This is a genomic window from Enterobacter sp. JS8-1, assembly GCF_049187015.1.
GTDB classification, from domain to species: domain Bacteria; phylum Pseudomonadota; class Gammaproteobacteria; order Enterobacterales; family Enterobacteriaceae; genus Enterobacter; species Enterobacter mori.
On record NZ_CP185806.1, the window covers coordinates 64,296 to 85,534 of the forward strand.

Here is a 21,239-nt window from a genome sequence, read left to right on the forward strand (position 1 = left end):
ATGGATTTGTAAATACAGGGTGTTTCAGATGAACGGTGTAAGATATTTTCGTTACCATAAATTGACTGCATTAATTGTTGCGGCAATTATTGGTATTCAGCCTGCAGTTTATGCCGTTGAGTTTAATACTGATATCCTTGACGCAGAAGATAAAAGTAATATCGATCTATCTCGATTTTCTGAAATATCCTACATTATGCCCGGTGAATACAGTATGAGCCTTCGGGTGAATGAGCATAATGTCAAAGATAGTGATTTTGTTTTTTATGAACGCCCTGAAAAAATTAATGACGTTGTAAAAATAGCGCCTGTAGAAGCATGCATTACCGCAGAACAGGTGGCTCTTTTGGGATTGAAACCTGACGCAGCGGATAAACTATCCTGGTGGCATGAGGGGGAGTGTGCTGATTTTTCGGCGCTGTCAGGAGTAACATCACGTGGCGATTTGTCTGATTCCACTCTCAGGGTATCTGTCCCACAGGCTTATCTGGAATATCAGGATACAAACTGGCTTCCGCCTTCCCGCTGGGAAGATGGCATAACGGGCGCAATGTTTGATTACAATGTGAACGCGGGTCTTACTAAGCCAAACAGTGGTCAGCAATCACAAAGCGTATCGGGCAGTGGTGTCGCGGGAGTAAACCTGGGACCGTGGCGCGTTCGCGGAGACTGGCAATCAAATTATAATCATACGACAGGCAGTGAGCAGGGAAGCCAGAAAAGTTTCGACTGGAGCCGCTTATATGCATACCGTGCACTTCGATCGCTTTCCGCAAAGTTAACAATCGGGGAAGATTATCTCGCGTCCGATCTGTTTGACTCATGGCGATTTACCGGGATGTCGATTACCAGTGATGACAGTATGCTTCCTCCACGACTGCGTGGTTACGCCCCTGAAGTTACAGGCATCGCGCGGACCAACGCTAAGGTCATTATCAGTCAGCAAGGTCGCGTCCTCTACCAGACTACCGTTGCCTCGGGTCCATTCCGCATTCAGGATCTGAGTGATGCGCTGAGCGGGAAGCTAGACGTTCGGGTTGAAGAACAGGATGGAAGTGTACAGACGTTCCAGGTTGATACAGCCACAGTTCCTTATCTGACGCGTGCAGGTCAGGTACGGTATAAACTGGCTCTGGGCCGCCCTAGTGATTATGATCATCATTTCGAAGGACCTGAATTTGGAACAGGTGAATTCTCATGGGGTGTCAATAACTACTGGTCACTTTACGGTGGGGTTATTGCTGCAGGCGATTATAATGCCTTTGCAATCGGTTTGGGGCGTGATCTGTTTGATTTTGGTGCGTTATCCGCAGACGTTACACAATCTATAGCAAAATTGCCTGATGAAAGCACGAAACAAGGAAAATCATGGCGTTTGAGTTATTCGAAGCGCTTTGACGAACTGAACAGTGAGATTACTTTTGCGGGCTATCGTTTCTCCGAAAAAGAATATTTATCGATGGGCGAATATCTCGACGCCCGATATCGCGGCGGTAATATAGGTAAAGATAAAGAACTCTATACTATTTCAGCCAGTAAAAGTTTTGCCGATTTACGTATGTCAGCATATCTCAGCTACAGTCACCAGACGTACTGGGATCGACAGGATACCGATCGTTACAGCCTGTCAATGAGCCGCTATTTTGATATAGGTGATTTCCGTAATTTATCTGCAACTCTGAGTGCGACCCGAAGTGAATACAATGGTCGTCGGGATGATGCCGGATATCTCTCGTTCAGTATGCCTTTCGGAAACGGTACGATCAGTTACAACGGTTCGGCAACTAACGATCGTTACAGTCAGACGGCTGGCTGGTATCAGCGACTGGATAATGATGATTCATATCGTCTTCAGGCAGGGACACGTAGCGGAAACGGTGAAGGGGTCACCACACAGGCTAGCGGATATTACAGTCATTCTGGTGATATGGCGGATATGACGGCAAATGTGGCATGGGAGCAAAATAGCTATACCTCTGCAGGCATTTCTCTTTCCGGTGGACTTACGGCAACAGGTAAAGGTGCGGCGCTGCATCCTGGAGGGGTGCGCGGTGGTACCAGGATGTTGATAAGCACCGACGGTGTGAGTGGTGTTCCTGTTGATCGAAATGAATATACCAATATGTTTGGAATAGCGGTGGTTCCAGGTGTGGCTTATTATCGCAGCTCCACTGCCATTGATGTGAATAAGCTGCCGGATGATATTGAAACTGCGGGTACGCCTGTCGCAGAAGCAGCTTTAACGGAAGGTGCTATTGGCTATCGTCGATTTGAAGTATTGAAAGGTTCTAAAGTTGTGGCTGTGATCAATCGAGCCGATGGTTCGCACGCTCCGTTTGGGGCCATCATTCGTAATAGTAAGAATGTCGAGCTGGGCATTGTGAGTGACGGGGGACTGGCATGGATAAGTGGTGTTAATCCTGACGATGAACTGTCCGTTGAATGGGGTAAAGAAGGGAAATGTAAAGTTCATATCCCGTCAACCCTACAGGGTGAACAGTTGTTACTTCCGTGTAAATAAATACGGATATTCATATTCAAATCATTTCTAATGAGCCCAAAAATGTCTGCTATAGCTAAAACAATCCTTGCGATAAGTATTATTACCTCTGTAACGTCAGCCCATGCCGCTATTGCGCTGGACAGAACGAGAGCTATTTATCCGGGAGATCAGAAGAGTATCTCTTTGACTATTACTAATGAAAATAAGTCAAGACCTTATCTGGCTCAGTCCTGGCTCGAAAATGAAAAGGGTGAAAAAATTACGACGCCTTTTAATGTTATGCCACCCTTACAGAGAGTGGAACCAGGTAAGAAGAGTCAGGTGCGCATAACTGATGTGGCGGCATCAACACTACCTCAGGATCGTGAATCTGTTTACTGGTTTAATGTTCGGGAAGTCCCGCCCAAAAGTGAGAAATCCAATATCATTCAGGTGGCTTTGCAAACACGCATTAAAGTTTTCTATCGGCCGGCGTCAATTATACCTGATCGTTTCTCTCGTTGGGATGATCAGTTAATACTTCATCCGGTATCAGGAGGGTATGAGATTGAAAACCCGACACCGTATTATATGACCGTAGTCGCTATCACCGGCAGTGAAAATGAAGCCGTGGATAAAAGCTTCAGAGCGGTCATGATTGAACCTAAATCAACCATGACCGTTAAGTCCAAAACGTTCGCCACACCTTACGTAACCACTATTAATGATTTTGGTGGTAAACCAAAAATACCGTTCCGCTGCAGTGGTGGAATTTGTAAAGGTTTTATTCCTGAAAAAACATCCTGATAGCAATAGGAGGCTCTGAGGTGTGTAAAACAAACAGATTTTTTCCGCTAACAACTCTGGTGCTCTGGTCACTTGCCGCCGGTGTTATGGCCTATGATTCCAGCAGTGATAACTGGAATGTCGATGGTTTAAATGGCGGTCTGACTGTGAGTGCGACGCTGACTGAGTCACCCTGCTCTCTGGCGCCAGAGTCGGCAGAACAACATATTGATATGGGGGCATTACCTCAGTGGCCGTTTTCTAACATAGGCGATTTATCAGAAGCTCTGCCTGTTCATATCGTGCTTGAACACTGCCTTTTCAGTGAACAGGTTCGATCTACAGAACATGGGGACAACCTTTACTGGCTGACAGATCAACCTGTCGTCATGATGAATATCATAGGTGATGAAGATGCCACGAACCCCCATCTTTTTCGTGTTACTGGCAATACTAAGGGTGTTGCGTTACGTATTGAGGATCAGATGCATGAGCAGATAATTCCAGGAGAACGTAGTCGCCCCCAGATACTCAATCCTGGCCGTAATGACCTGATCCTGAATGCGCGGTTAAGCCGTACTGCCGATAATTTGCAACTTGGTGAGTTTCATTCAGTGATAAATATTGGTCTGGAGTATTTCTGATGAAAATAAATTGGGCTGCCTGCGCCCTGATGGCGTTGAGTTTTTCAGCTGTAGCTGATACTGACCTGCAATTTAAAGGCGTACTTATTTCTGATCCTTGCATTGTTGATACAGATTCTGAAGAGCAGGTTGTTGAAATGGGAACTATTGCAGCCAAGACATTCATTAATCATCAACGAAGCGCACCAAAAAATTTCAAGATCCTGCTAAAGGAATGTGATTTAAGTCTTGGGAATACGGTATCAGTTACGTTCGACGGTAAAGAGGATATTTCCCAGCCGGGTACTTTTGCGGTAACTGGTGATGCCAGTGGGGTAGCTATTGCACTTGAAGATACGAACGGTAAGCCCATTAAACCCGGGGAAGAACTGAAGCCCGTTCAGCTTTATCAGGGTGAAACAGTTTTAAATTACGTCGCTTACGTTCAGGGTTCAGATTTCAGTAAAGTTAAAGAAGGTGCCTTTGAGTCAAAAGCTGTCTTCTTTCTCGAATATGAATAAAGGTTAATTATGAAATATACACTTACTGGCATCTTTGCCCTTTCGCTATTAGCAACAGCAGTACAACCGGGATATGCAGCTCTGACTGTGGATCGCTCACGCCTGATTTACAACGAAGGTGAAAAGTCCATTAGCGTTAATGTGACAAATCGTAATACTCAGGATCCGTATCTGGCTCAGGGGTGGATGGAAGATGAGAGTGAGAAAAAGCTGACTGAACCGTTGATGGTCTTACCTCCTGTCCAGCGTGTCGAACCCGATGGGAAAACGATGGTCAGAATTCAGGCACTTCCGGTGATTTCTAAGCTGCCAAAAGACAGGGAAACTGTCTTCTGGTTTAACCTGCGCGAAATCCCGCCAAAATCATCAAAACCTAACACCCTGACCCTCGCCATGCAGACCCGCCTCAAGGTCTTCTATCGCCCTCAGGCACTGAAGGTCGACCCCATGGCCGACACCATTCCCGGTATCGCCTCCCTGACCCTCTCCCGGGCCGGGGACCAGTTCGTCGTCCACAACCCGACTCCCTACCATGTCTCCTTTGTGGAAGTGCGCGCCTCCCTGAAGGGCAAGGGGCTCGACGGCTTCGAACCCGTTATGATCGAACCCAAAGGCAAGGCTACTCTACCCCTTAAAGCCTCTGTTCTTGGCAATGCCCCTGTGCTGATGTTCGTCAACGACTACGGCTCACAGCGTCTGCTTCCTTTCAGCTGCAGCGGAACAACCTGTCAGGCCAGCAAAGTGGAGATGGTGCCGCAGCCCGGACAACCCAACACCCTGGCCCCGTTTAAGGCTGAAGGCAACACCACCGCACCTGCGCCCGCTGCCACTGATAGCAGCACACAGGACGCGAAGCCTGCAGAAGGAGAGACCACATCATGACAGCCACACTGCGCAGAACACTCTCCCTGCTGGCCTGTGCCGGCCTCCTGCTCCCGGGGCTCGCCCGGGCGGCAGAAGGGGACACCACCACCGTCTACATCACCGGCACGCTCGTTGATGCACCCGAGTGCACCGTCAACAGCAACAACAAGGTTGATGTCTTCTTCGGGGATGATGTCGTCACCTCTCAGGTGACCGGAGAGAACTACAAGAAGCAGATTGCTTATACGCTGAACTGTTCCGGCCTTGCACAGCAGGGGCTCATCATGACCCTAAACGGAGACCGTGCCGGCTTTAACTCCACACTGCTTAAAACCAGTAATACCGGACTCGGTATCCGCCTCCTGAATGGCACTAACCCCGTCGAGCCCGGGGAGGAAATCCGCTTTAACTATACCAGCCAGCCCGTGCTGTATGCCGTCCTGAAGGCCCAGAATACGGCCACCCTGGATACCGGCCCCTTCACAGGGTCTGCCACCCTGGTGATTGCCTACCAGTAAGGAATGCTGACATGACCCGGATAACGCTACCTGTATCTCTCTCCCGTAGTGCCATGATGGCTCTGGCGTTGCTCGCCTGGCAGACCAGCCATCAGGTGTTCGCTGATGCCAACATCAACTTCAGCGGCACGCTGGTTAATGCCCCCAGTTGTACCATCAACAACAACAACAAGGTTGATGTCTTCTTCGGGGATGATGTCATCACCCGTCAGGTCGATGGACTGAACTTCAAAACGCAGATTGTGTACGAACTTAACTGTGCCACCTTGGCCAGCAACGGCCTGACCGTCTCCGTCAGGGGCAATCCGGCCTCATTCGGCTCCGGCCTCATTGATGCCGGCAAGGAAGGACTGGCTATCCAGCTCTGGAACAACACCCATAAGCTGGCAAACGGGGGGGCCATTGCCTTTACCTGGCCCGGACAGCAGCCGGAGCTCTGGGCCACACCGGTGGCCCTGGACAATACCACCCTGGCCGCCGGGCCATTCAGCAGCACCGCATCGCTGGTCCTGAACTACCAGTAAGGAGACCCAATGAGACACAAGAACGTGAGCATGATGCACCGGCGGGGATACCTGCGGCTTACCGGCATGATGACCGGAGTCGCTCTACTCGCGGCCGGTCAGGTCTCTGCAGACGACAGCGTGGCAGGCAGCACCCGGGGAAGCGAAGCCGAGGTCACCTTCCACGGCACGCTGATTGAAGCCCCTCCCTGTGTGGTTAACGGCGGGGAGCCCATTGTGGTCGACTTTGGGAACGAGGTGATGACCACCCGTATCGACGGGGTGACATATAAAAAGGATATCAACTTCACCCTGGACTGCAGCGAGGCAATCTCCCGGAAGCAGAAGATCCGTATCAGCGGCAGCACAGCCACCTTTGATACGAAGGCGCTGTCTGCAGGCCAGCCCGGGTTTGCCATCGCGCTGTACCAGGGAACGGAGCGTTACACCCCGGGTGAGTGGCTGCTGTTCACGGACCCGGTGCTGCCGGACCTGAAGGCTGTGCCTGTGAAACAGGACGGGGTCACGCTGGATGGCGGACGCTTTACCGTGCTGGCTTCCCTGGTGGTGGACTATCAGTAAGCGCGGTGAGGCACATGAAAACAGAAATCACGACAGGATATGCACCCGTGAACAGTATGACGGAAAGAGAAGAACTCCCGGTGACCACACGTCTGCGCCGGGAGCTGGCCAGCCTTACCCTGCTCAGCCTTTTTGCCCTCGGTGGACTGGCGGCCTGTCCCGACGTCCGGGCCGATGACCTGCAGAACCTTGAGTTTACTGGGATTCTGGTTGTCCCGCCACCGTGCACCATTGATGACGATGGTCTCATCCCGGTCGACTTTGGTGACAAGGTGGGGATACGAAAGGTGGCCTCCGGTATTTACCGGGAGACAGTCAGTCTGAACCTTAAGTGTGATGAAAATTCACTGTCCTGGCAGCTGATGCTGAGCGTGCGGGGCAATCCGGCCAGTTTTGATGCAGATAACGCCACTGTGGTGACCCCGCAGCAGGCCGACCTGGGAGTGAAGCTCTTCCAGGACGGAAAGCCCTTTGTACTGGACAGTGCGGTGAAGGTTAACGGGACCACCCTGCCGAAGATTGAGGCCCTGCTGGTTCAGCGGGACGGGGTGGAACTGCAGGAGGGAGAGTTTACGGCGCAGGCCACTCTCCGGGCTGAATATCAGTGACATGAACACCGGATGAAAGCTGGCATCAGGCGTGGCAGTGGCTGAAGGTCCGCAGGCAGAATGCCCCGCACAACGCGGATATCTGGCACCTGCGTCACCATGCACAAAGACTGCTGCCGCAGATACGACAGCAGGTGCAGGGCGGGACGTACCGCCTCAGCCCGATGCAGCAGGTCAGTACCGTGTCACCCGGACGGGACGGCGACAGCCTGATGATGTGGTCCGCGGCCGACGCCCTGGTCCTGAAGTGGGCGGCCCTGACGGTGGCACCGCAGCTGTCGGTGCATCCCCGCTGCCTGCATCTGCAGGGTGGGGCACACAGGGCAGTCAGCCAGGTGGCTGAACAACTGTCCACCGGACGCTGGCAGTACGTGTACCGCACGGACATCCGGGGCTATTACCGGCATATCCGTAAGGATATGGCCTGGCAGGTCTGGCAAGAAAACACACGGGACCCGGCGTGCCTGAACCTTATACACCAGTACCTGCACTACAGCACGGAGCAGGCCGGGGTGATACACACCCCGGCCACAGGAATACCCCGGGGCTGCGCGCTGAGCCCGCAGACCGGGGCTATCCTGCTCCGTCATATGGACCGGCACTTCAGCGACCGGCAGGCACTGTTTTACGTGCGGTACATGGACGACTTTTTAATCCTGACGGAGAAGCGCTGGCCCCTGAGACGGGCCATCGCGAACCTGAACGGATACCTGGACCTGGATGGCTTTGAGCGTCATCCGGATAAAACGCAGACCGGGAGACTGGGGCGGGGATTTGACTGGTGTGGGGTGCAGTTCACCGCAGGTCAGTCGCCCCGCATCAGCGACCGGTCATTAACAAAACACCGTGAACGGTGCCGGCGGCTTGTAGAGCAGCTCAGGGCGAGGGGAATGGCGGAAGACGTCATCACTGCCCGGGTGTCGGCATACCGCAACCGGTGGAATATATGGGCAGCAGGCATACTGCGCGCTGCCGGACAGGACAAGCTATGAAACTCCGTCATACAGCAGCCCTGCTGTCACTCCTAAGCATAGGTTCCCATGCGGAAATTACACCGGTGCCCTATGTCTCCTCTTACTCTACTCGCACCTACCGCGTGGAAAACAACACTTACGTCGACTGGACAACCATCGGCGGAACGACGTCTCGCTCCCTACCCACTAAGGAGCTCGACTATACCTGCGCGGATCTACTCGCAACCTCGCTCTTGGCGGGGCAAGGCACCGTGTGCATTATCGCGATGGTCACACCGTCCGAAGGTGGCCATGAATTTCTGATCGCACCGACAGCATTCCCGAAGAACGAAACTGTTCGATCAGCTCTGAGCCGCTCAAATGGGAACTCCTTTGCTACATATACGAACCCGACTGTGAATGGATATCATCCGGACGGCGGCTCAGGCTGTTGGACCCTAACAACACATGCAAACTATGCGGGACGCCTTATGTTACGCGGTGATTACATGCGGTCGCAATCCACGCTTACTCCGACCGTCAATAGCGTGCTCAACTCTTCATGCATGGGTGTACCTCCTGAAGATACGTACTGCGAAATGCGCACTCCGTCTGTGAACTTCGACTTTGGAACAATTTTAAAACGCAGATGGGGGGACACGTCGCTTAACCCTCCACCGAAGGAGATCGCCGTAACGTGCACGGGCGATATTAAGTACACTATACGCAACGCGAGCAGTGCTGATAATGTGATAGAACTAAGCAATGGAGGAACCGCCGATATGACCCTTGACGGGGACTGGGGTAAAACGTATCAGGGTTCAACAAGTACCGCACAACACAACATCGAGGTGCGCCTGTCTGGAACTCCGTCCATCGCCGGTCCATTCGAAGGAAAAGCAATATTGGCTGTGGATTACCCGTAGAGGGCAAAACAACCGTTCAGGCGAAATAGTACCCGCCTGAACGTACCTTTTGTTACAACGGTAGGCATCCTGGTCTGAACACTATAGCCTAGACATTCCAATGAGCCCCCAAATAGACATTAGCATAGAGCCCCTATCTTGTCTGGGCTGTTTTTAAAGGTCCGCTTTGTGGCTAAATTAAAATGTCCGCATGTGGGTTATGTTTCAGCTTTTGCCGAAGATTTCCTGGCTCCTTGCCTGGAGTTGCTGCAGGGCTTCCAGCATGTCGTTCTGATTCAGGCTTCTTTGTGATTTCTTTCCGGGCTGTTTCTTTCTGCGTGAGGTCTGGCCGTCCAGTGATGGCAGGGCCTGTGAGCGGGTGTTGTCCCGTTTGTCCTGAACCAGTTTTATCATCTCCAGAGCACGTCCCAGGCGCTTGTTGTCAACGATGGCGCCCTGGTCCAGTTCTCCCAGCCGGTCGTAGGTAATGAAGGGCAGGGAAGTACCGTTAGCCCGGAGCTCGATGGTACCGTCCGGATACTGCCAGACATCAATGTACTTCCCCTGAAAACGCCGGTTTTCTTCATTATCTTCAAGCAGATAAAGCTTCTTATCGTACTGTAATGTCAGGTTTTTTGAGACCTTACGTTGTTCACGCCAGGTGAATGTTGCTGCCAGATTTTCATTATTCTCGAGCGGACGGTGAACGTCGAAATCGTGGCGTGGCGGCTTCGCAAATCGGCGGTTGTAGTCAACCATGAACTCTTCGGCAAAGGCGTTTGCAGCCTCGGGTGTACTGATACCGCGGAGCCGCAGCTCCTTGACGAGGCGATCCTGCAACGTAAGGTGAGCCCGCTCAACACGACCCTTGGCAGAACTGGTATTGGCACAGATACCGGTGATGTTCAGCTCGTTCATGGCACGACCAAACTGAGTCTGGCCATCTCCGCCGATGGCCTGCTTGTTGTTGATCCTGAAGACACTGGCCTTGTCACTGTAGAATGCCAGAGGCTTACCGTAACGCTCCAGGTAGCCCCGGGTGGCTTCAAAATAGGTGAAAGTGGACTCAGAACTGACGAACAGAAGCTGCATCAACCTACTGGTCGCATCATCAACGTAAACAAGCAGCGTGCAGGCCGGACCACGATCCTCGAACCAGCGATGCTCACAGCCATCAATCTGGATGAGTTCTCCGGTGCAGGCCCGACGCGGTCGTGGCTGATGCACACGAGGCGGCCGTAACTTGCGGGGGATCCATAAGCCAGCCTGTGTCATCAGCTTGCGTACTGTCTCTTTGGCCAGATACAGCCCATGAACCTCGGCGAGCTTCTCACAGGCTAAAGTTGGGCCAAAATCAGCGTAGCGTTCGCGGATAATACGTAGTGCTCGTTCAGCGAGGCCCGGCATGAGTTGCCGGTTGCCAGGCTGGCCACGACGACGGTTAACAAGTGAAAGCGGCCCATGTTCACGATAGCGCTCCAGCAACCGTCGGCAGTGTCTGTCAGATATCTCAAGCCGGGTTGCTGCAAGACGTGTGGTAAGACGGCGGTCGATAACGTCCTGAAGGATCCTGAGTCGGTTTACATCGTTCATTGAGAAAAACTCCGTTCCGTATGCCGTCATGAGTCTCATCCTTTGAAAGCAGTGATCGCTGTGGTGAGACTGTAGCGCGGACATGTCTATTTGGTCTGAGACGGACATCTCAATTTAGCCACTACATATCTTATTCGCATAATCTATCTTATGTTAAATTGGAATGGTTTTAATATAGATTACGTTACATCATTAGCTAGATCTTAGGTTGCTGGCAATATCCCACACATCCCGTTCCCCTTTTGCGGCTTCGGCGGTAAGTTCTTCATGAGCAGTTGAATAGTGAATAAGAATTCAATTACGGCGTAAAAATAGCACGGTCGATGCAAAAACTGTTCTTTTGTTGGCATCGTTAAACAATGTCCCAGTAAATAATTAAAGGGTAGCTTGTGAATATATGAGTCGTCGGTGTATTACCCTCCGGCATAAACCACCGATCTTCATGGCGCAGTAAGGCTGTTTTCTCCTGAGCGCCGGCAATCGCTCTAACTGATTCAGGCGATAGCCTGAACGTAGCAGGAATCCACGTACTTGAGGGCGTGGGGGATGTCAAGCAGGTCAAATGCAGAGAGGATGGTACATTACCATGAGTAGTTAAACCTATCGCGGTTGCGTATTATTCCAGTATGAATGTCGTGTAAAAATGTGTTGCATTCATTTTTTATCGTTTTTATTGCTTTGCAAATAATACTTATTGTCTGCTTAGATTTTCTGGCGTAACCTTTATCTTGGTTAACAGGAATTATTAATACTCTTATTTCATTATTTTGGTAAGTGAGTAGCAAGTCAAGCTTACTTTATTTTTTTGTTGTAAGTGTAAAGCGTAGGTGGACGCGGTTATGTTCTCGTCATGTTTTGAAAATAATTCCGCTTACGCTTTACAGTTATAGCAAGACGTGTGGTATCTTCATGCACTGAATATCCTTGAACTGTATAATATAAATTGTGATAATTTTCCCGCTGTGAAGGGGGTATTTTTAGCTCCAAGTGAAATACAATCATTGGATGCTAAGCATGGATAGTTTCTGGTGGTTATTTTCGGTTGTGACTAAAAAACACATCCTACACAAGTAGTTTGCCGCCCCCGGGCGACCTTTTTTGGCTCTTGGATGAATGGTTTTTACTCCTTCCAGCTTTCATCGTGTCCGCTGTCTCCGGACGAGAGCCACCACGCCGACTTAGCTCAGCAGGTAGAGCAACTGACTTGTAATCAGTAGGTCACCAGTTCGATTCCGGTAGTCGGCCCCAGATAGAAAGTCAGGGATATGTACCAAACTGAAATATTACATGCTGCAATGTACATCTTTGGACAGGGTGTCTTCTTATTAACGTTTGGCCTGTTGAGTCTTCTGTTAGTGTATATCTGAATAAAGTCGAATCCCCCTATGCGGTAGGACCTACCAAGCAATGTTTCTTCGTCGGTATTATCAACGCGGGTCATTATTACTGATTAGATACTCACAGGCAGGCGCCAGCCCCTTCAGTTTAACCAGGTCCTCTAGTTCAGTTGTCCATCGCAATCGACTCTTAATCGGCAATCACACTGGTTCAGGTCTAGGGACTACATAATGTTCGCCTTTATATTTTGGGCAAGTATACGGCTTAAGGTAAGTTATTTATGAAGGAAGCTGAATGAAATCGAAAGCATATTTTATATCACTGTCAGTGATTATGTTATTTGCTGGCATTCTTTGTTTTGTTGTTTTCATGTTAAATTATACAATTCCTGGTTTTGTGAGGGCATCTCAGGACAGATTGCAATCGTATCTTACCTATTCGTATGGCCCAGTAAAATGTCTCAGTGTGAAAATAGATGAAGATAGCTGGGATGTGGTTTGTTATGGTGGATTTAAAAAGCAATCATTTGAATTTATAACCCACCGCGCTGAAAATGAAAAATCATATAAAGATGCATATTATCTTTTAGCGAAGAATGACAACGCCAAAAAAAGTTCACGTGAAGGGTTGATGATTTATCTTGATATTAGATAACCGCCATCTAAATCAATGCCGTTGAACCGCCATTAGCTCATCAGGAAGAGCAGACGACCAGAACGTTGTATGGGACGAGGTTCGGGGCCTCGATGGCGGACCAGTTCAGACCGGGCGGCCTGCGAAGAAGGTAATTCCCGGAGCGGCCGTAAGTTTCAGCATTTTTCGTCTATCGTGTTTGTTTCTCCTCCGTCATAAACAACAGGACCGATAATCAGTGCAGGCGACTGCCAGATGCACGGGGCACGTCACTCTCACCTGCTGTTATCCACGCACATAAATGCCGGGGAGTAGAGCCCGCCCACCGTCCAGGCCCCCTTGATATCCCTGACCTGCGCGACGTAGATGTAATTTCCCCGCGTTTTTGTAACCGTGTTGTAGAAGTTGCGCTCTACCAGCCCTGCCGGAACGTTGTCGCTGCCGGCTTGCGTCATATCAACGTCCATAAGCTGCCATCTGTTGCCCCCTGCGTGCCGGTAGGTAAAGTTGTAATCCCGGCGTAGTTTAAAGGTCTCCCCCTGTCGCATCACGGCACCGTCCATGGAGATGAGTCCCTTTCCGTCAGGGGTAAACGTGAAGAGGGTATTGGAGGTCATGTCAAAGTCATCGCTGGTGTTGCTCTGGCGAAACCAGGAGGCACAGGAGAAATCCAGTACCGGTCCCCGCAGCTGCATGACGGTCACAAGGACCATGACGATGAGAAGGAGCGCCATCAGGGTGACCATACGGGGCAGCCAGCTCACTGTGGTGCACTCCAGTCATTTGAGAGGTAGTCTCGGCACTGGAATGAGCCATCCCCGGTTCTGCGCTCACAGGAAGACACCCAGGCTTTGCCCTTTTTGCCGTGCGCCACGTTGCCGTCAATATGCACGTACAGTTCACCGCCGGGCGCGCAGGTCAATCCGGATGTGGTGATTAACGCTGTCAGAAGCGCCTGCGTGGGAAGGTTATTATCATGTTCATACATAGGTAAGGTCAGCACCCGGCAGCCCTGGTACGGGGCTGTGGATTCGAACGCGAGCGCGTAGGGGGCCCGGGTCTGCGGAATGTAATTCAGGTAAACCAGAGCAATGAGTACCGACAGCATCAGGCCGGCAAGGGGAAGTCCCGGCCGGTAGCGGGACGGCCGCCGGAAAGACGCGCTGTCCGGTGTATGCTGCGGCACCACAACATTGCCCGGCGGCACGAGAGGGGGCACTGTAACCTCCGACTGATATTCCCCCTGAACGGCCAGCTCAGGACTCAGCATAAAGCCTATGCGCGGGACGGTTTCAATCACGCCCCCGTCAAGCCCGAGGGAGCGAAAGACGCCGCGCAGGACGGAAATATACTGGTTCAGGGAGCTGTTCGACGGGTTCAGGCCGTAGTCTTCCCACACGGCCTTCATGATGGAGTCCCGGGTGAGGATTTCTCCCTGATGGCGGATAAGAAGGAGTAAAAGACGCGAGGCCGTGAGCGTAATGTCCACGCGTTGTTCAGGGTCCTCCTTGCTCATCAGGGTATTATCTTCAGTGTTGAAGATAATACGGTCATCCAGGTGATATTTCATATCCGGGAGGTGAAGGTTTCCTGTGGGCTTTTACTGTGTACAGAATACCACGATTCCCGTCTGTGTAAGAAAGTTCTTATAAGAAAACAGGAAAAGTCCATCGTTTGTTCGACGGCTTTTTGCGTGGTCCTGTCGACCAGCTTCCACATGCAATCAAAGCAGTCGATAACCGGCGACAGTTAGACTTTTGCGGCCGAGCCGCTGGAACTCCGGTAATGTCGGTAGTCCCAACAACACCTTGCCTGCAGGAACTCATATTCATGTAGTGCTCATTTCGCCGGTGCCGGGCATATTTCCCCACAGGTAGATTTGTACCCCGCTTGCCTGGTGAACTTAACAGTGAGTTCCGCCTCCCTCTGCTGTCTGCGGACGCACGGCCTTAGGAAACACCCCATGTTTGTTGCTACGGAGCATTCCTTGAAGGCCCCAATGAGGCTTTTGCAGCCCATATGTTACCAACGGTGCAAAACTGATCCGCCCCAACGGTTGAAAATTGATCCAGGGGTTAATCTGCTCCTCTGAATACAGGGGAGCTTATGATCACTTTTGAGATTCGTATGGAAATTAAAGTCCTGCACAAGCGGGGAATGAGCATCCGGGCCATCGCCAGGGAACTGGGTATTTCGCGCAATACTGTCCGCAGCCACCTGAAAGCCAAATCTGAAAAGCCGCAGTATTCACCACGCCCGGCATCATCATCACTGCTCGATGAATACCGTGATTACATCTCTAAACGGATCAGCGATGCACATCCCTACAAAATCCCGGCGACCGTTATTGCCAGGGAAATCATGGAGCTGGGCTATCGTGGAGGGCTGACTATCCTGAGGGAGTTCATCCGCAAACAGACCCTACCAGCACAGGCTGAACCGGTCGTTCGCTTCGAAACCGAGCCCGGACGGCAGATGCAGGTTGACTGGGGGACCATGAGAAACGGCAAGTCCCCCCTGCATGTGTTCGTTGCTGTTCTGGGGTACAGCAGAATGCTTTACATCGAGTTCACCGACAACATGCGCTACGACACGCTGGAATCCTGTCACCGCAATGCGTTCAGCTTCTTCGGCGGCGTACCGCGAGAAGTTCTGTACGACAATATGAAAACGGTGGTGCTCCAGCGAGATGCTTACCAGACCGGACAGCACCGGTTCCATCCTTCCCTGTGGCAGTTCGGCAAAGAGATGGGCTTCTCTCCCCGGCTGTGTCGCCCCTTCAGGGCACAGACTAAAGGCAAGGTGGAGCGAATGGTGCAGTACACCCGCAACAGCTTCTACATCCCGTTAATGACGCGCCTGCGCCCGATGGGGATCACTGTCGATGTTGAAACCGCAAACCGTTACGGCCTGCGCTGGCTGTACGATGTGGCCAATCAACGGAAGCATGAAACTATCCAGACCCGCCCCTGTGATCGATGGGTGGAGGAACAGCAATCCATGCTGGCACTGCCACCGGAGAAAAAACAGTATGACGTGCAGGTCGACGAAAGCCTGGTGACCTTCGACAGGCAGCCGTTGCATCATCCGCTGTCCATCTATGACACGTTCTGCAGAGGAGCCGCATGATGGTCGAACTGCAACATCAACGGCTGATGGTGCTTGCCGAACAGCTCCAGTTGGACAGCCTTATCGGCGCGGCGCCAGCACTGTCGCAACAGGCAGTGGATCAGGAATGGAGCTACATGGACTTCCTGGAGCACCTGTTACATGAGGAGAAACTGGCCCGGCATCAGCGTAAACAGGCGATGTACACGCGGATGGCAGCCTTCCCGGCGGTGAAGACGTTCGAGGAATACGACTTCACCTTCGCCACCGGCGCCCCTCAGAAGCAAATCCAGTCGCTGCGCTCCCTGAGCTTCATCGAACGTAACGAAAACATCGTACTTCTGGGGCCATCGGGCGTGGGTAAAACGCATCTGGCGATAGCGATGGGATACGAAGCGGTCCGGGCGGGTATCAAGGTTCGCTTCACAACAGCAGCGGACCTGCTGCTACAGCTGTCCACTTCACAGCGCCAGGGCCGTTACAAAACGACACTCAATCGCGGTGTCATGGCCCCGAAGCTGCTCATCATCGATGAAATAGGCTATCTGCCGTTCAGTCAGGAGGAAGCCAAGCTGTTCTTCCAGGTCATCGCCAAACGTTACGAAAAGAGCGCGATGATCCTGACCTCTAACCTGCCGTTCGGACAGTGGGATCAGACGTTCGCCGGGGATGCAGCCCTGACATCGGCGATGCTTGACCGTATCTTACATCACTCACATGTAGTCCAGATAAAAGGAGAGAGCTATCGACTGAAGCAGAAACGAAAGGCCGGGGTTATAGCGGAAGCTAATCCTGAGTAAACAAGGTGGATCAATATTAGGCCGTTGGTGGTGACGGTAAGTGGATCACTTTTTACCCGTTGTTGACACCATACGCCTCACCGCATTGTTGTATTGTTCTTTTGAAAGCAGTTTGTAACGAGTCAGGTCCGTTAATACGTAGGCATACATTTAAACGCCGCATTTTTAACACGCCCATCATTGCGGTTTCCTGTTAAGCTTTACATTTTGTTCGTCCCGTCTCGGTAGCAATAATGTCACGGATATGACACGAATAAAACATAGGATCCCTGAAACAAGCCACTCCTTTCAGGCGTTCCTCGTAATGTATACTCGATGGTTATTTCATTGAGCCCGGCTGTCCCGATAATTGCACTGTTCAGTGGTTTGTTATTAGCTGTCACGACGGCGTGCATGCCGTTAGAAAGTGCTACTTCATTTTCGCCTCGCAACCGCAGGGTGAACGACATTCCGGTGGTTCACTGCACCTGAGCCTTCCCCAAGGTGACGGCCCCCGTATACAGGCGCCCCGTGGGGCGGCGGAGCGCGACCGACACCTTCGCTATTACAGGCCGCGCTAATTTCACGTTCATCGCCTGCTATTTATTCCCGGCCAGATCACGTACGAATATCAGTAGGCGCTTTCTTTTTCAACGACAATTGGCAACAGCAATGGAGACCGTCCGTTCACACAGTGATCGTACGACGTTCATAATAGTCACGGGTATGAGACTAAGAGCACGCTCTCGCCCCGAAAATCCCCCGTGCGGTCCGCTTGTCCCCGAAGGGTGGAGGTAAGGTCGACCATCTGTTCTCCCGCGGCCCCGGATCGCTATGGACGTCTGCTCGGTACCGTGTGGCTTGGCGTGACGGATGTGAATGCCGAACAGATACGCAAATGCCTGGCCTGGGCATACCGGTACCACGGAAAACCCGCCCGGTCAGACTACGCTGTTCTGGAGGCCGAAGCCCGCCGTCAGTCAGTCGGACTCTGGTCAGAACCGGGTCAGACAGAGCCCTGGCGCTGGCGTAGTCTGCATCAGGAAGTGCGAAAAACGAATAAAAATTAAGGAGATTATTGTATGACTTTAAATTAACCGAAAGCAAACTGGAAATTCTTGTCGATACGTTAAATGCCATTATATGCGGTGAAGTTAATATTACACGTGAGCAGCGCGAAAATATGGTCAGGACGGTTGCAACTCTGGGAGGCTTAACGGAACGGCAGCGCCTCATCACTGCGGAAAAGGAAGCTAAAAAGCAGGTAAAAGAAGAAAAGGAAAAAAAACCACGCCTTCCGGATGAAGTTTTTCCTCGTTCCGGAAAACCGTGGGCACCGGAGGACCTGGACCTTATTCACTCGATTATTGCTGATATTCCGGATGACAGAATCGATGATCATATACTCTGGCTGTCGCAGAAACTGCAGCGCACCCCTTATGCCATCACCCTGAAAATTGTCAGTGAAGGCCGTATGAACGATGAATGGGCTAAAGGGTGGAAGCCTGCCGCGAAATCTATTCGTGAAGATTTCGCTCTGGTCAGGGCAAAGGCATCAGCAAGCAATGCAAATAATTAATAAACCATTGTCAACCATTAAGTATGGTCAATAATATGACTAAAGTTGGGGGTGGTAATATAAAATTTTTATTAGGAATTATCCTACTGCACTAAATATAATATTCACTCGGCCGATAATAAGAGAGTAAGAAAGGGGGCGGTGTGAACGATTTTCATAATTTAAGTATTTGTATTCAGAATAAGGATGTGGCAGGCGCAATGCGCGTGCTGCGTGATAAATCAGAATTTGCAGTGCGCAAAATTCTGGAGAAACTAAAGATCAGGGTCACAACGCAAACCGGCAGGGCATTCTGGCATTATGTTCAGGGCTGGCTGTTAACCGCGTGTCGCAAGGGGAATCTACAGCATGAATCATTCAGTACCCGACGTTCTTCCCAGTATCCGGGACGCCAGCCAGCTCAGTCCCGCAGCTCTCGATATGGTCAAACTTCTCGCACTTCTGGCCATGATTATCGACCACATCAATACGGTGTTTCTGTCGCCAGCCTTGCCGGTGATGTATGCGCTTGGCCGGATGGCCTTCCCCCTGTTCACGCTTATATGGGCGATGAACGTACAGCGCACCCCGGAACGACTTCAGAAGAGAGCCAATCGTCTGTGGATCTGGGCAGTCATCACGCAGCCGGTGTTCAGCCTGGCCTTCTGGCATCACCAGCCCTGGTGGGCCCTGAACATTCTGTTCGTGTTTGCCGGCGTCACGCAGCTGATTGCCCTGCAGTACCAGCACGGCCTGAAAGGAATGTTTGTGGGATATCTGCTCCTGGCCCTCATGATTTGGCCACTGCAGCTGGCAAGCTACGGGCTGGCAGGAATAACGCTGGCCATCAGTATGGCAACCGTTTCTGGCAACGAAAAACCCGAAGTGCAGCGTCTGGCGGCCATCACTGCCGTGCTGTCACTGATTTGTTTAAACGGGTTATCGCATCTCCTGGATATGCCCGCAGAAACATTATTACTGGCCACGCTGCCTACTCTGGCATTCCCCCTGGCAGTGGTTTCCTTCTGCAGGAAAATCTGTCCGGAGGGCCGCAAGCGTTTCATGCCGCGTAATTTCTTTTATTATGCTTACGCCGGCCACCTGGGGATTATTGGTCTGGTACAGTCTGCTTTTGGCTGACTTAGGATGACGTGATGGCTATCAGTGAGAAAGAGCTGATAGCCCGTAACCACCTGAGAGGTTATCGGTCGGGCTTAACTGGTTATTAGCGCAGGGCATGTTAAACTTCCCGCAGGGAAAAGGAGAGAAGCATGAACCATGAAAGTGATCTGACGAACCACGGCTTCAGTGAAGAGGACATTGTCCGGCTGCGGGCCAGTTCAGCTAAAACGGGTACGGAGATGGATACCCTGCTGAGCGATCTGGCAAACCGTTTTAAGGCCCTGATATGGGTGCTGTCAGTCATGTTACTGATTTTTGTGGCCACACTTTTGGCTGGCTCGAGGATGCATGCCATTTCCTTTGGCGTGGCTATTCTTGTTCTTGGCACTCTGTTTACGATTACCATGCCTTTGAAGCTGGCCTATAAATCATGGCATTACCGCCGGAATCTCATTTCCCAGCGTCATCAGAAGTGATCAGATCGAAAACAACCTTAGCCTTTACCCCCCATCCCACAATTTTCATTGTCAGTTTGCCCCGGGACATGGTGTCGATTTTCCGGTAAAAATCGGTGCTGATATAGTTAAACAGACGCCATGTTCCAGGTCTGGCCATTAATCCATAGACACTGTAGATATTGCCTGCAAGCGCGATCCCGTTGTATATCCCCAACCCTTTTGACGGTTCAAATCCCATGAATTTAGCGATGTTCATGGCACCATCACCAAACATACCCTGCGTGTCAGGTTCATTCAGGAACTGACGACCAACTTCACGGGTAATCGTGTTGGCCGAGTCGACAATCAGAATAGCCCCGGCAAGAACGCCAACGGGGGTCATTGAGGAAGTCAGCACGAAGCCAAATACGCCCTGCATACCTGCCAGCACCACTTTAATTCCTGAGATGACATAACCGACCATCCGGTCTTCATCCCTGACGTATTTGATCTGGGCATATAGCTTCGCATAACCGGTCTGGAGCTGACGGCTCTGCTCAAGCAAACTGGTGTTTTCGGCCTGCAGGTTACGCAGGCAGGTCATGCACTCTTCGTCAGACTTTGCCCGCCGGGCACGCTCAAATTCGCCATTAATGACAGATTTAATTTCATCGATGAATTTGAGACGCGTCAATCCATCCCCCAGATGTCGGGCGCCAACAATATTAGCGGTATTGACGAGTTTGCGGGCCTCCAGATTAATCATGGTTTCTGCCCAGACTCGTGCCTGGCTTTTGTTTCCCGGAAGAATTATATCCATTTTTCTCATCCTGATTGAAAATCACCCGTTAAAGCTTATCGCGCTCCCGGATTTAGGCAACCCTGCTTTAAAGGGTAAATGTATGCCGCGAAGCGGCATGGAGACGCCAGCCAGAGCTGAACTGGGTGATTCTGGTGAGGGGCGTCGTAACCGGCATCAGCCGTTACGGATTGATAGGTTCTGCCAATCCCATCCCTTTCCCTGCAAAGCTATACCCGCTTAAAGCTTTCCGATTGCTAATGTGCGCGGTCGGAGTGAGTCCGTCAAGGCCTCTGGCCGCTGACGGGCTGTATCTCCGCGTTAGCGCCGTTAGGCGCTTACGAGCGTGTATGAAGTGATTACCGCGACTTAACTACAGCTACTCTTGATACTAGTTACAACATCCCTCTTAAAGCGAGGGTGTTCCGGCCCTTTGGGCCGGGGCGGCGTCGGTTTAGCAGGGGTCAGGTATGTATGCGGTGCCTGGTTCTGGCGAGAACGGGGCCCGGCGCTTGCGACGGGAGGTA

22 protein-coding genes and 1 tRNA gene are annotated in these 21,239 nt (G+C 51.5%); 19 read left to right on the forward strand and 4 right to left on the reverse strand.

Features of this window, described 5'->3' with window-relative positions; translation table 11 throughout:
* The first annotated feature begins 28 nt into the window (after positions 1-28).
* The 11 genes from ACOQH0_RS23470 to ACOQH0_RS23520 all read left to right on the forward strand — a co-directional run bounded on the left by ACOQH0_RS23470 (position 29) and on the right by ACOQH0_RS23520 (position 9,366).
* Entirely contained in the window at positions 29-2,521 is a 2,493-nt protein-coding gene (locus ACOQH0_RS23470) for a fimbria/pilus outer membrane usher protein (RefSeq protein ID WP_421512469.1), read from the forward strand.
* 42 nt (positions 2,522-2,563) lie between these two features.
* The gene (locus ACOQH0_RS23475) at positions 2,564-3,289 is read left to right on the forward strand and encodes a molecular chaperone (protein WP_421512470.1); all 726 of its coding nucleotides are present in this window, start codon (positions 2,564-2,566) and stop codon (positions 3,287-3,289) included.
* 20 nt (positions 3,290-3,309) lie between these two features.
* The gene (locus tag ACOQH0_RS23480; RefSeq protein ID WP_421512471.1) at positions 3,310-3,912 is read left to right on the forward strand and encodes a fimbrial protein; all 603 of its coding nucleotides are present in this window, start codon (positions 3,310-3,312) and stop codon (positions 3,910-3,912) included.
* Entirely contained in the window at positions 3,912-4,412 is a 501-nt protein-coding gene (locus ACOQH0_RS23485) for a fimbrial protein (RefSeq protein ID WP_421512472.1), read from the forward strand. Before ACOQH0_RS23480 ends, ACOQH0_RS23485 begins: the two co-directional genes overlap by 1 nt.
* Before the next feature lie 9 nt (positions 4,413-4,421).
* Complete coding sequence (locus tag ACOQH0_RS23490) at positions 4,422-5,294, forward strand: molecular chaperone (protein ID WP_421512473.1); 873 nt, start codon at positions 4,422-4,424, stop codon at positions 5,292-5,294.
* Positions 5,291-5,794 carry a fimbrial protein gene (locus tag ACOQH0_RS23495; RefSeq protein ID WP_421512474.1) on the forward strand — a complete coding sequence of 168 codons (504 nt, stop codon included), beginning with the start codon at positions 5,291-5,293 and terminating at the stop codon, positions 5,792-5,794. Before ACOQH0_RS23490 ends, ACOQH0_RS23495 begins: the two co-directional genes overlap by 4 nt.
* Before the next feature lie 11 nt (positions 5,795-5,805).
* Positions 5,806-6,318, forward strand: coding sequence for a fimbrial protein (locus ACOQH0_RS23500; RefSeq protein ID WP_421512475.1), 513 nt, complete (start codon positions 5,806-5,808; stop codon positions 6,316-6,318).
* A 9-nt stretch (positions 6,319-6,327) separates the two neighbouring features.
* Complete coding sequence (locus tag ACOQH0_RS23505) at positions 6,328-6,879, forward strand: fimbrial protein (protein ID WP_421512476.1); 552 nt, start codon at positions 6,328-6,330, stop codon at positions 6,877-6,879.
* 56 nt (positions 6,880-6,935) lie between these two features.
* A complete protein-coding gene (locus ACOQH0_RS23510) occupies positions 6,936-7,487 on the forward strand; it encodes a fimbrial protein (protein WP_421512486.1) in 552 nt (183 codons plus the stop codon).
* A 212-nt stretch (positions 7,488-7,699) separates the two neighbouring features.
* On the forward strand, positions 7,700-8,479 hold the full coding sequence (locus tag ACOQH0_RS23515; protein ID WP_421512477.1) for a reverse transcriptase domain-containing protein: 780 nt from the start codon (positions 7,700-7,702) through the stop codon (positions 8,477-8,479).
* Positions 8,476-9,366: a hypothetical protein gene (locus ACOQH0_RS23520; RefSeq protein WP_421512478.1), complete on the forward strand. Its 891-nt coding sequence runs from the start codon at positions 8,476-8,478 to the stop codon at positions 9,364-9,366. The genes ACOQH0_RS23515 and ACOQH0_RS23520 overlap by 4 nt, the downstream gene beginning before the upstream one ends.
* A gap of 204 nt (positions 9,367-9,570) precedes the next feature.
* Here the strand turns inward: ACOQH0_RS23520 and ACOQH0_RS23525 are convergent, their stop codons facing one another.
* On the reverse strand, positions 9,571-10,968 hold the full coding sequence (locus tag ACOQH0_RS23525) for an ISNCY family transposase (protein WP_421512292.1): 1,398 nt from the start codon (positions 10,966-10,968) through the stop codon (positions 9,571-9,573).
* 1,142 nt (positions 10,969-12,110) lie between these two features.
* Here ACOQH0_RS23525 and ACOQH0_RS23530 point away from each other — a divergent pair.
* Both ACOQH0_RS23530 and ACOQH0_RS23535 read left to right on the forward strand, forming a co-directional pair.
* Positions 12,111-12,186, forward strand: a tRNA-Thr gene (locus ACOQH0_RS23530).
* A gap of 384 nt (positions 12,187-12,570) precedes the next feature.
* Entirely contained in the window at positions 12,571-12,930 is a 360-nt protein-coding gene (locus ACOQH0_RS23535) for a hypothetical protein (RefSeq protein ID WP_421512479.1), read from the forward strand.
* A gap of 254 nt (positions 12,931-13,184) precedes the next feature.
* On the opposite strand, the gene ACOQH0_RS23540 is transcribed toward ACOQH0_RS23535, so the two are convergent.
* Both ACOQH0_RS23540 and ACOQH0_RS23545 read right to left on the reverse strand, forming a co-directional pair.
* Entirely contained in the window at positions 13,185-13,673 is a 489-nt protein-coding gene (locus tag ACOQH0_RS23540; protein ID WP_421512480.1) for a hypothetical protein, read from the reverse strand.
* Positions 13,670-14,479 carry a winged helix-turn-helix domain-containing protein gene (locus ACOQH0_RS23545; RefSeq protein ID WP_421512481.1) on the reverse strand — a complete coding sequence of 270 codons (810 nt, stop codon included), beginning with the start codon at positions 14,477-14,479 and terminating at the stop codon, positions 13,670-13,672. The genes ACOQH0_RS23540 and ACOQH0_RS23545 overlap by 4 nt, the downstream gene beginning before the upstream one ends.
* A gap of 536 nt (positions 14,480-15,015) precedes the next feature.
* Between ACOQH0_RS23545 and istA the strand changes: the two genes are divergently transcribed.
* The 6 genes from istA (at position 15,016) to ACOQH0_RS23575 (ending at position 19,952) form a co-directional block, all read left to right on the forward strand.
* Positions 15,016-16,038, forward strand: coding sequence for an IS21-like element ISSen3 family transposase (istA, locus tag ACOQH0_RS23550; protein WP_421512410.1), 1,023 nt, complete (start codon positions 15,016-15,018; stop codon positions 16,036-16,038).
* Complete coding sequence (gene istB / locus ACOQH0_RS23555) at positions 16,035-16,817, forward strand: IS21-like element ISSen3 family helper ATPase IstB (RefSeq protein WP_001531258.1); 783 nt, start codon at positions 16,035-16,037, stop codon at positions 16,815-16,817. The genes istA and istB overlap by 4 nt, the downstream gene beginning before the upstream one ends.
* Before the next feature lie 767 nt (positions 16,818-17,584).
* Positions 17,585-17,866 carry a thermonuclease family protein gene (locus ACOQH0_RS23560; RefSeq protein WP_421512482.1) on the forward strand — a complete coding sequence of 94 codons (282 nt, stop codon included), beginning with the start codon at positions 17,585-17,587 and terminating at the stop codon, positions 17,864-17,866.
* Positions 17,867-17,874: 8 nt separating this feature from the next.
* Positions 17,875-18,375 carry a hypothetical protein gene (locus ACOQH0_RS23565; RefSeq protein WP_421512483.1) on the forward strand — a complete coding sequence of 167 codons (501 nt, stop codon included), beginning with the start codon at positions 17,875-17,877 and terminating at the stop codon, positions 18,373-18,375.
* Positions 18,376-18,723: 348 nt separating this feature from the next.
* Complete coding sequence (locus tag ACOQH0_RS23570) at positions 18,724-19,494, forward strand: TraX family protein (protein ID WP_421512484.1); 771 nt, start codon at positions 18,724-18,726, stop codon at positions 19,492-19,494.
* Between the two features lie 131 nt (positions 19,495-19,625).
* On the forward strand, positions 19,626-19,952 hold the full coding sequence (locus ACOQH0_RS23575; protein WP_143347793.1) for a hypothetical protein: 327 nt from the start codon (positions 19,626-19,628) through the stop codon (positions 19,950-19,952).
* Here the strand turns inward: ACOQH0_RS23575 and ACOQH0_RS23580 are convergent.
* Positions 19,927-20,733 (reverse strand): DUF4225 domain-containing protein, encoded by an 807-nt coding sequence (locus tag ACOQH0_RS23580; RefSeq protein ID WP_143347792.1) that lies wholly within the window; start codon positions 20,731-20,733, stop codon positions 19,927-19,929. The two genes, ACOQH0_RS23575 and ACOQH0_RS23580, sit on opposite strands and share 26 nt — an antisense overlap.
* Between the last annotated feature and the right edge of the window lie 506 nt (positions 20,734-21,239).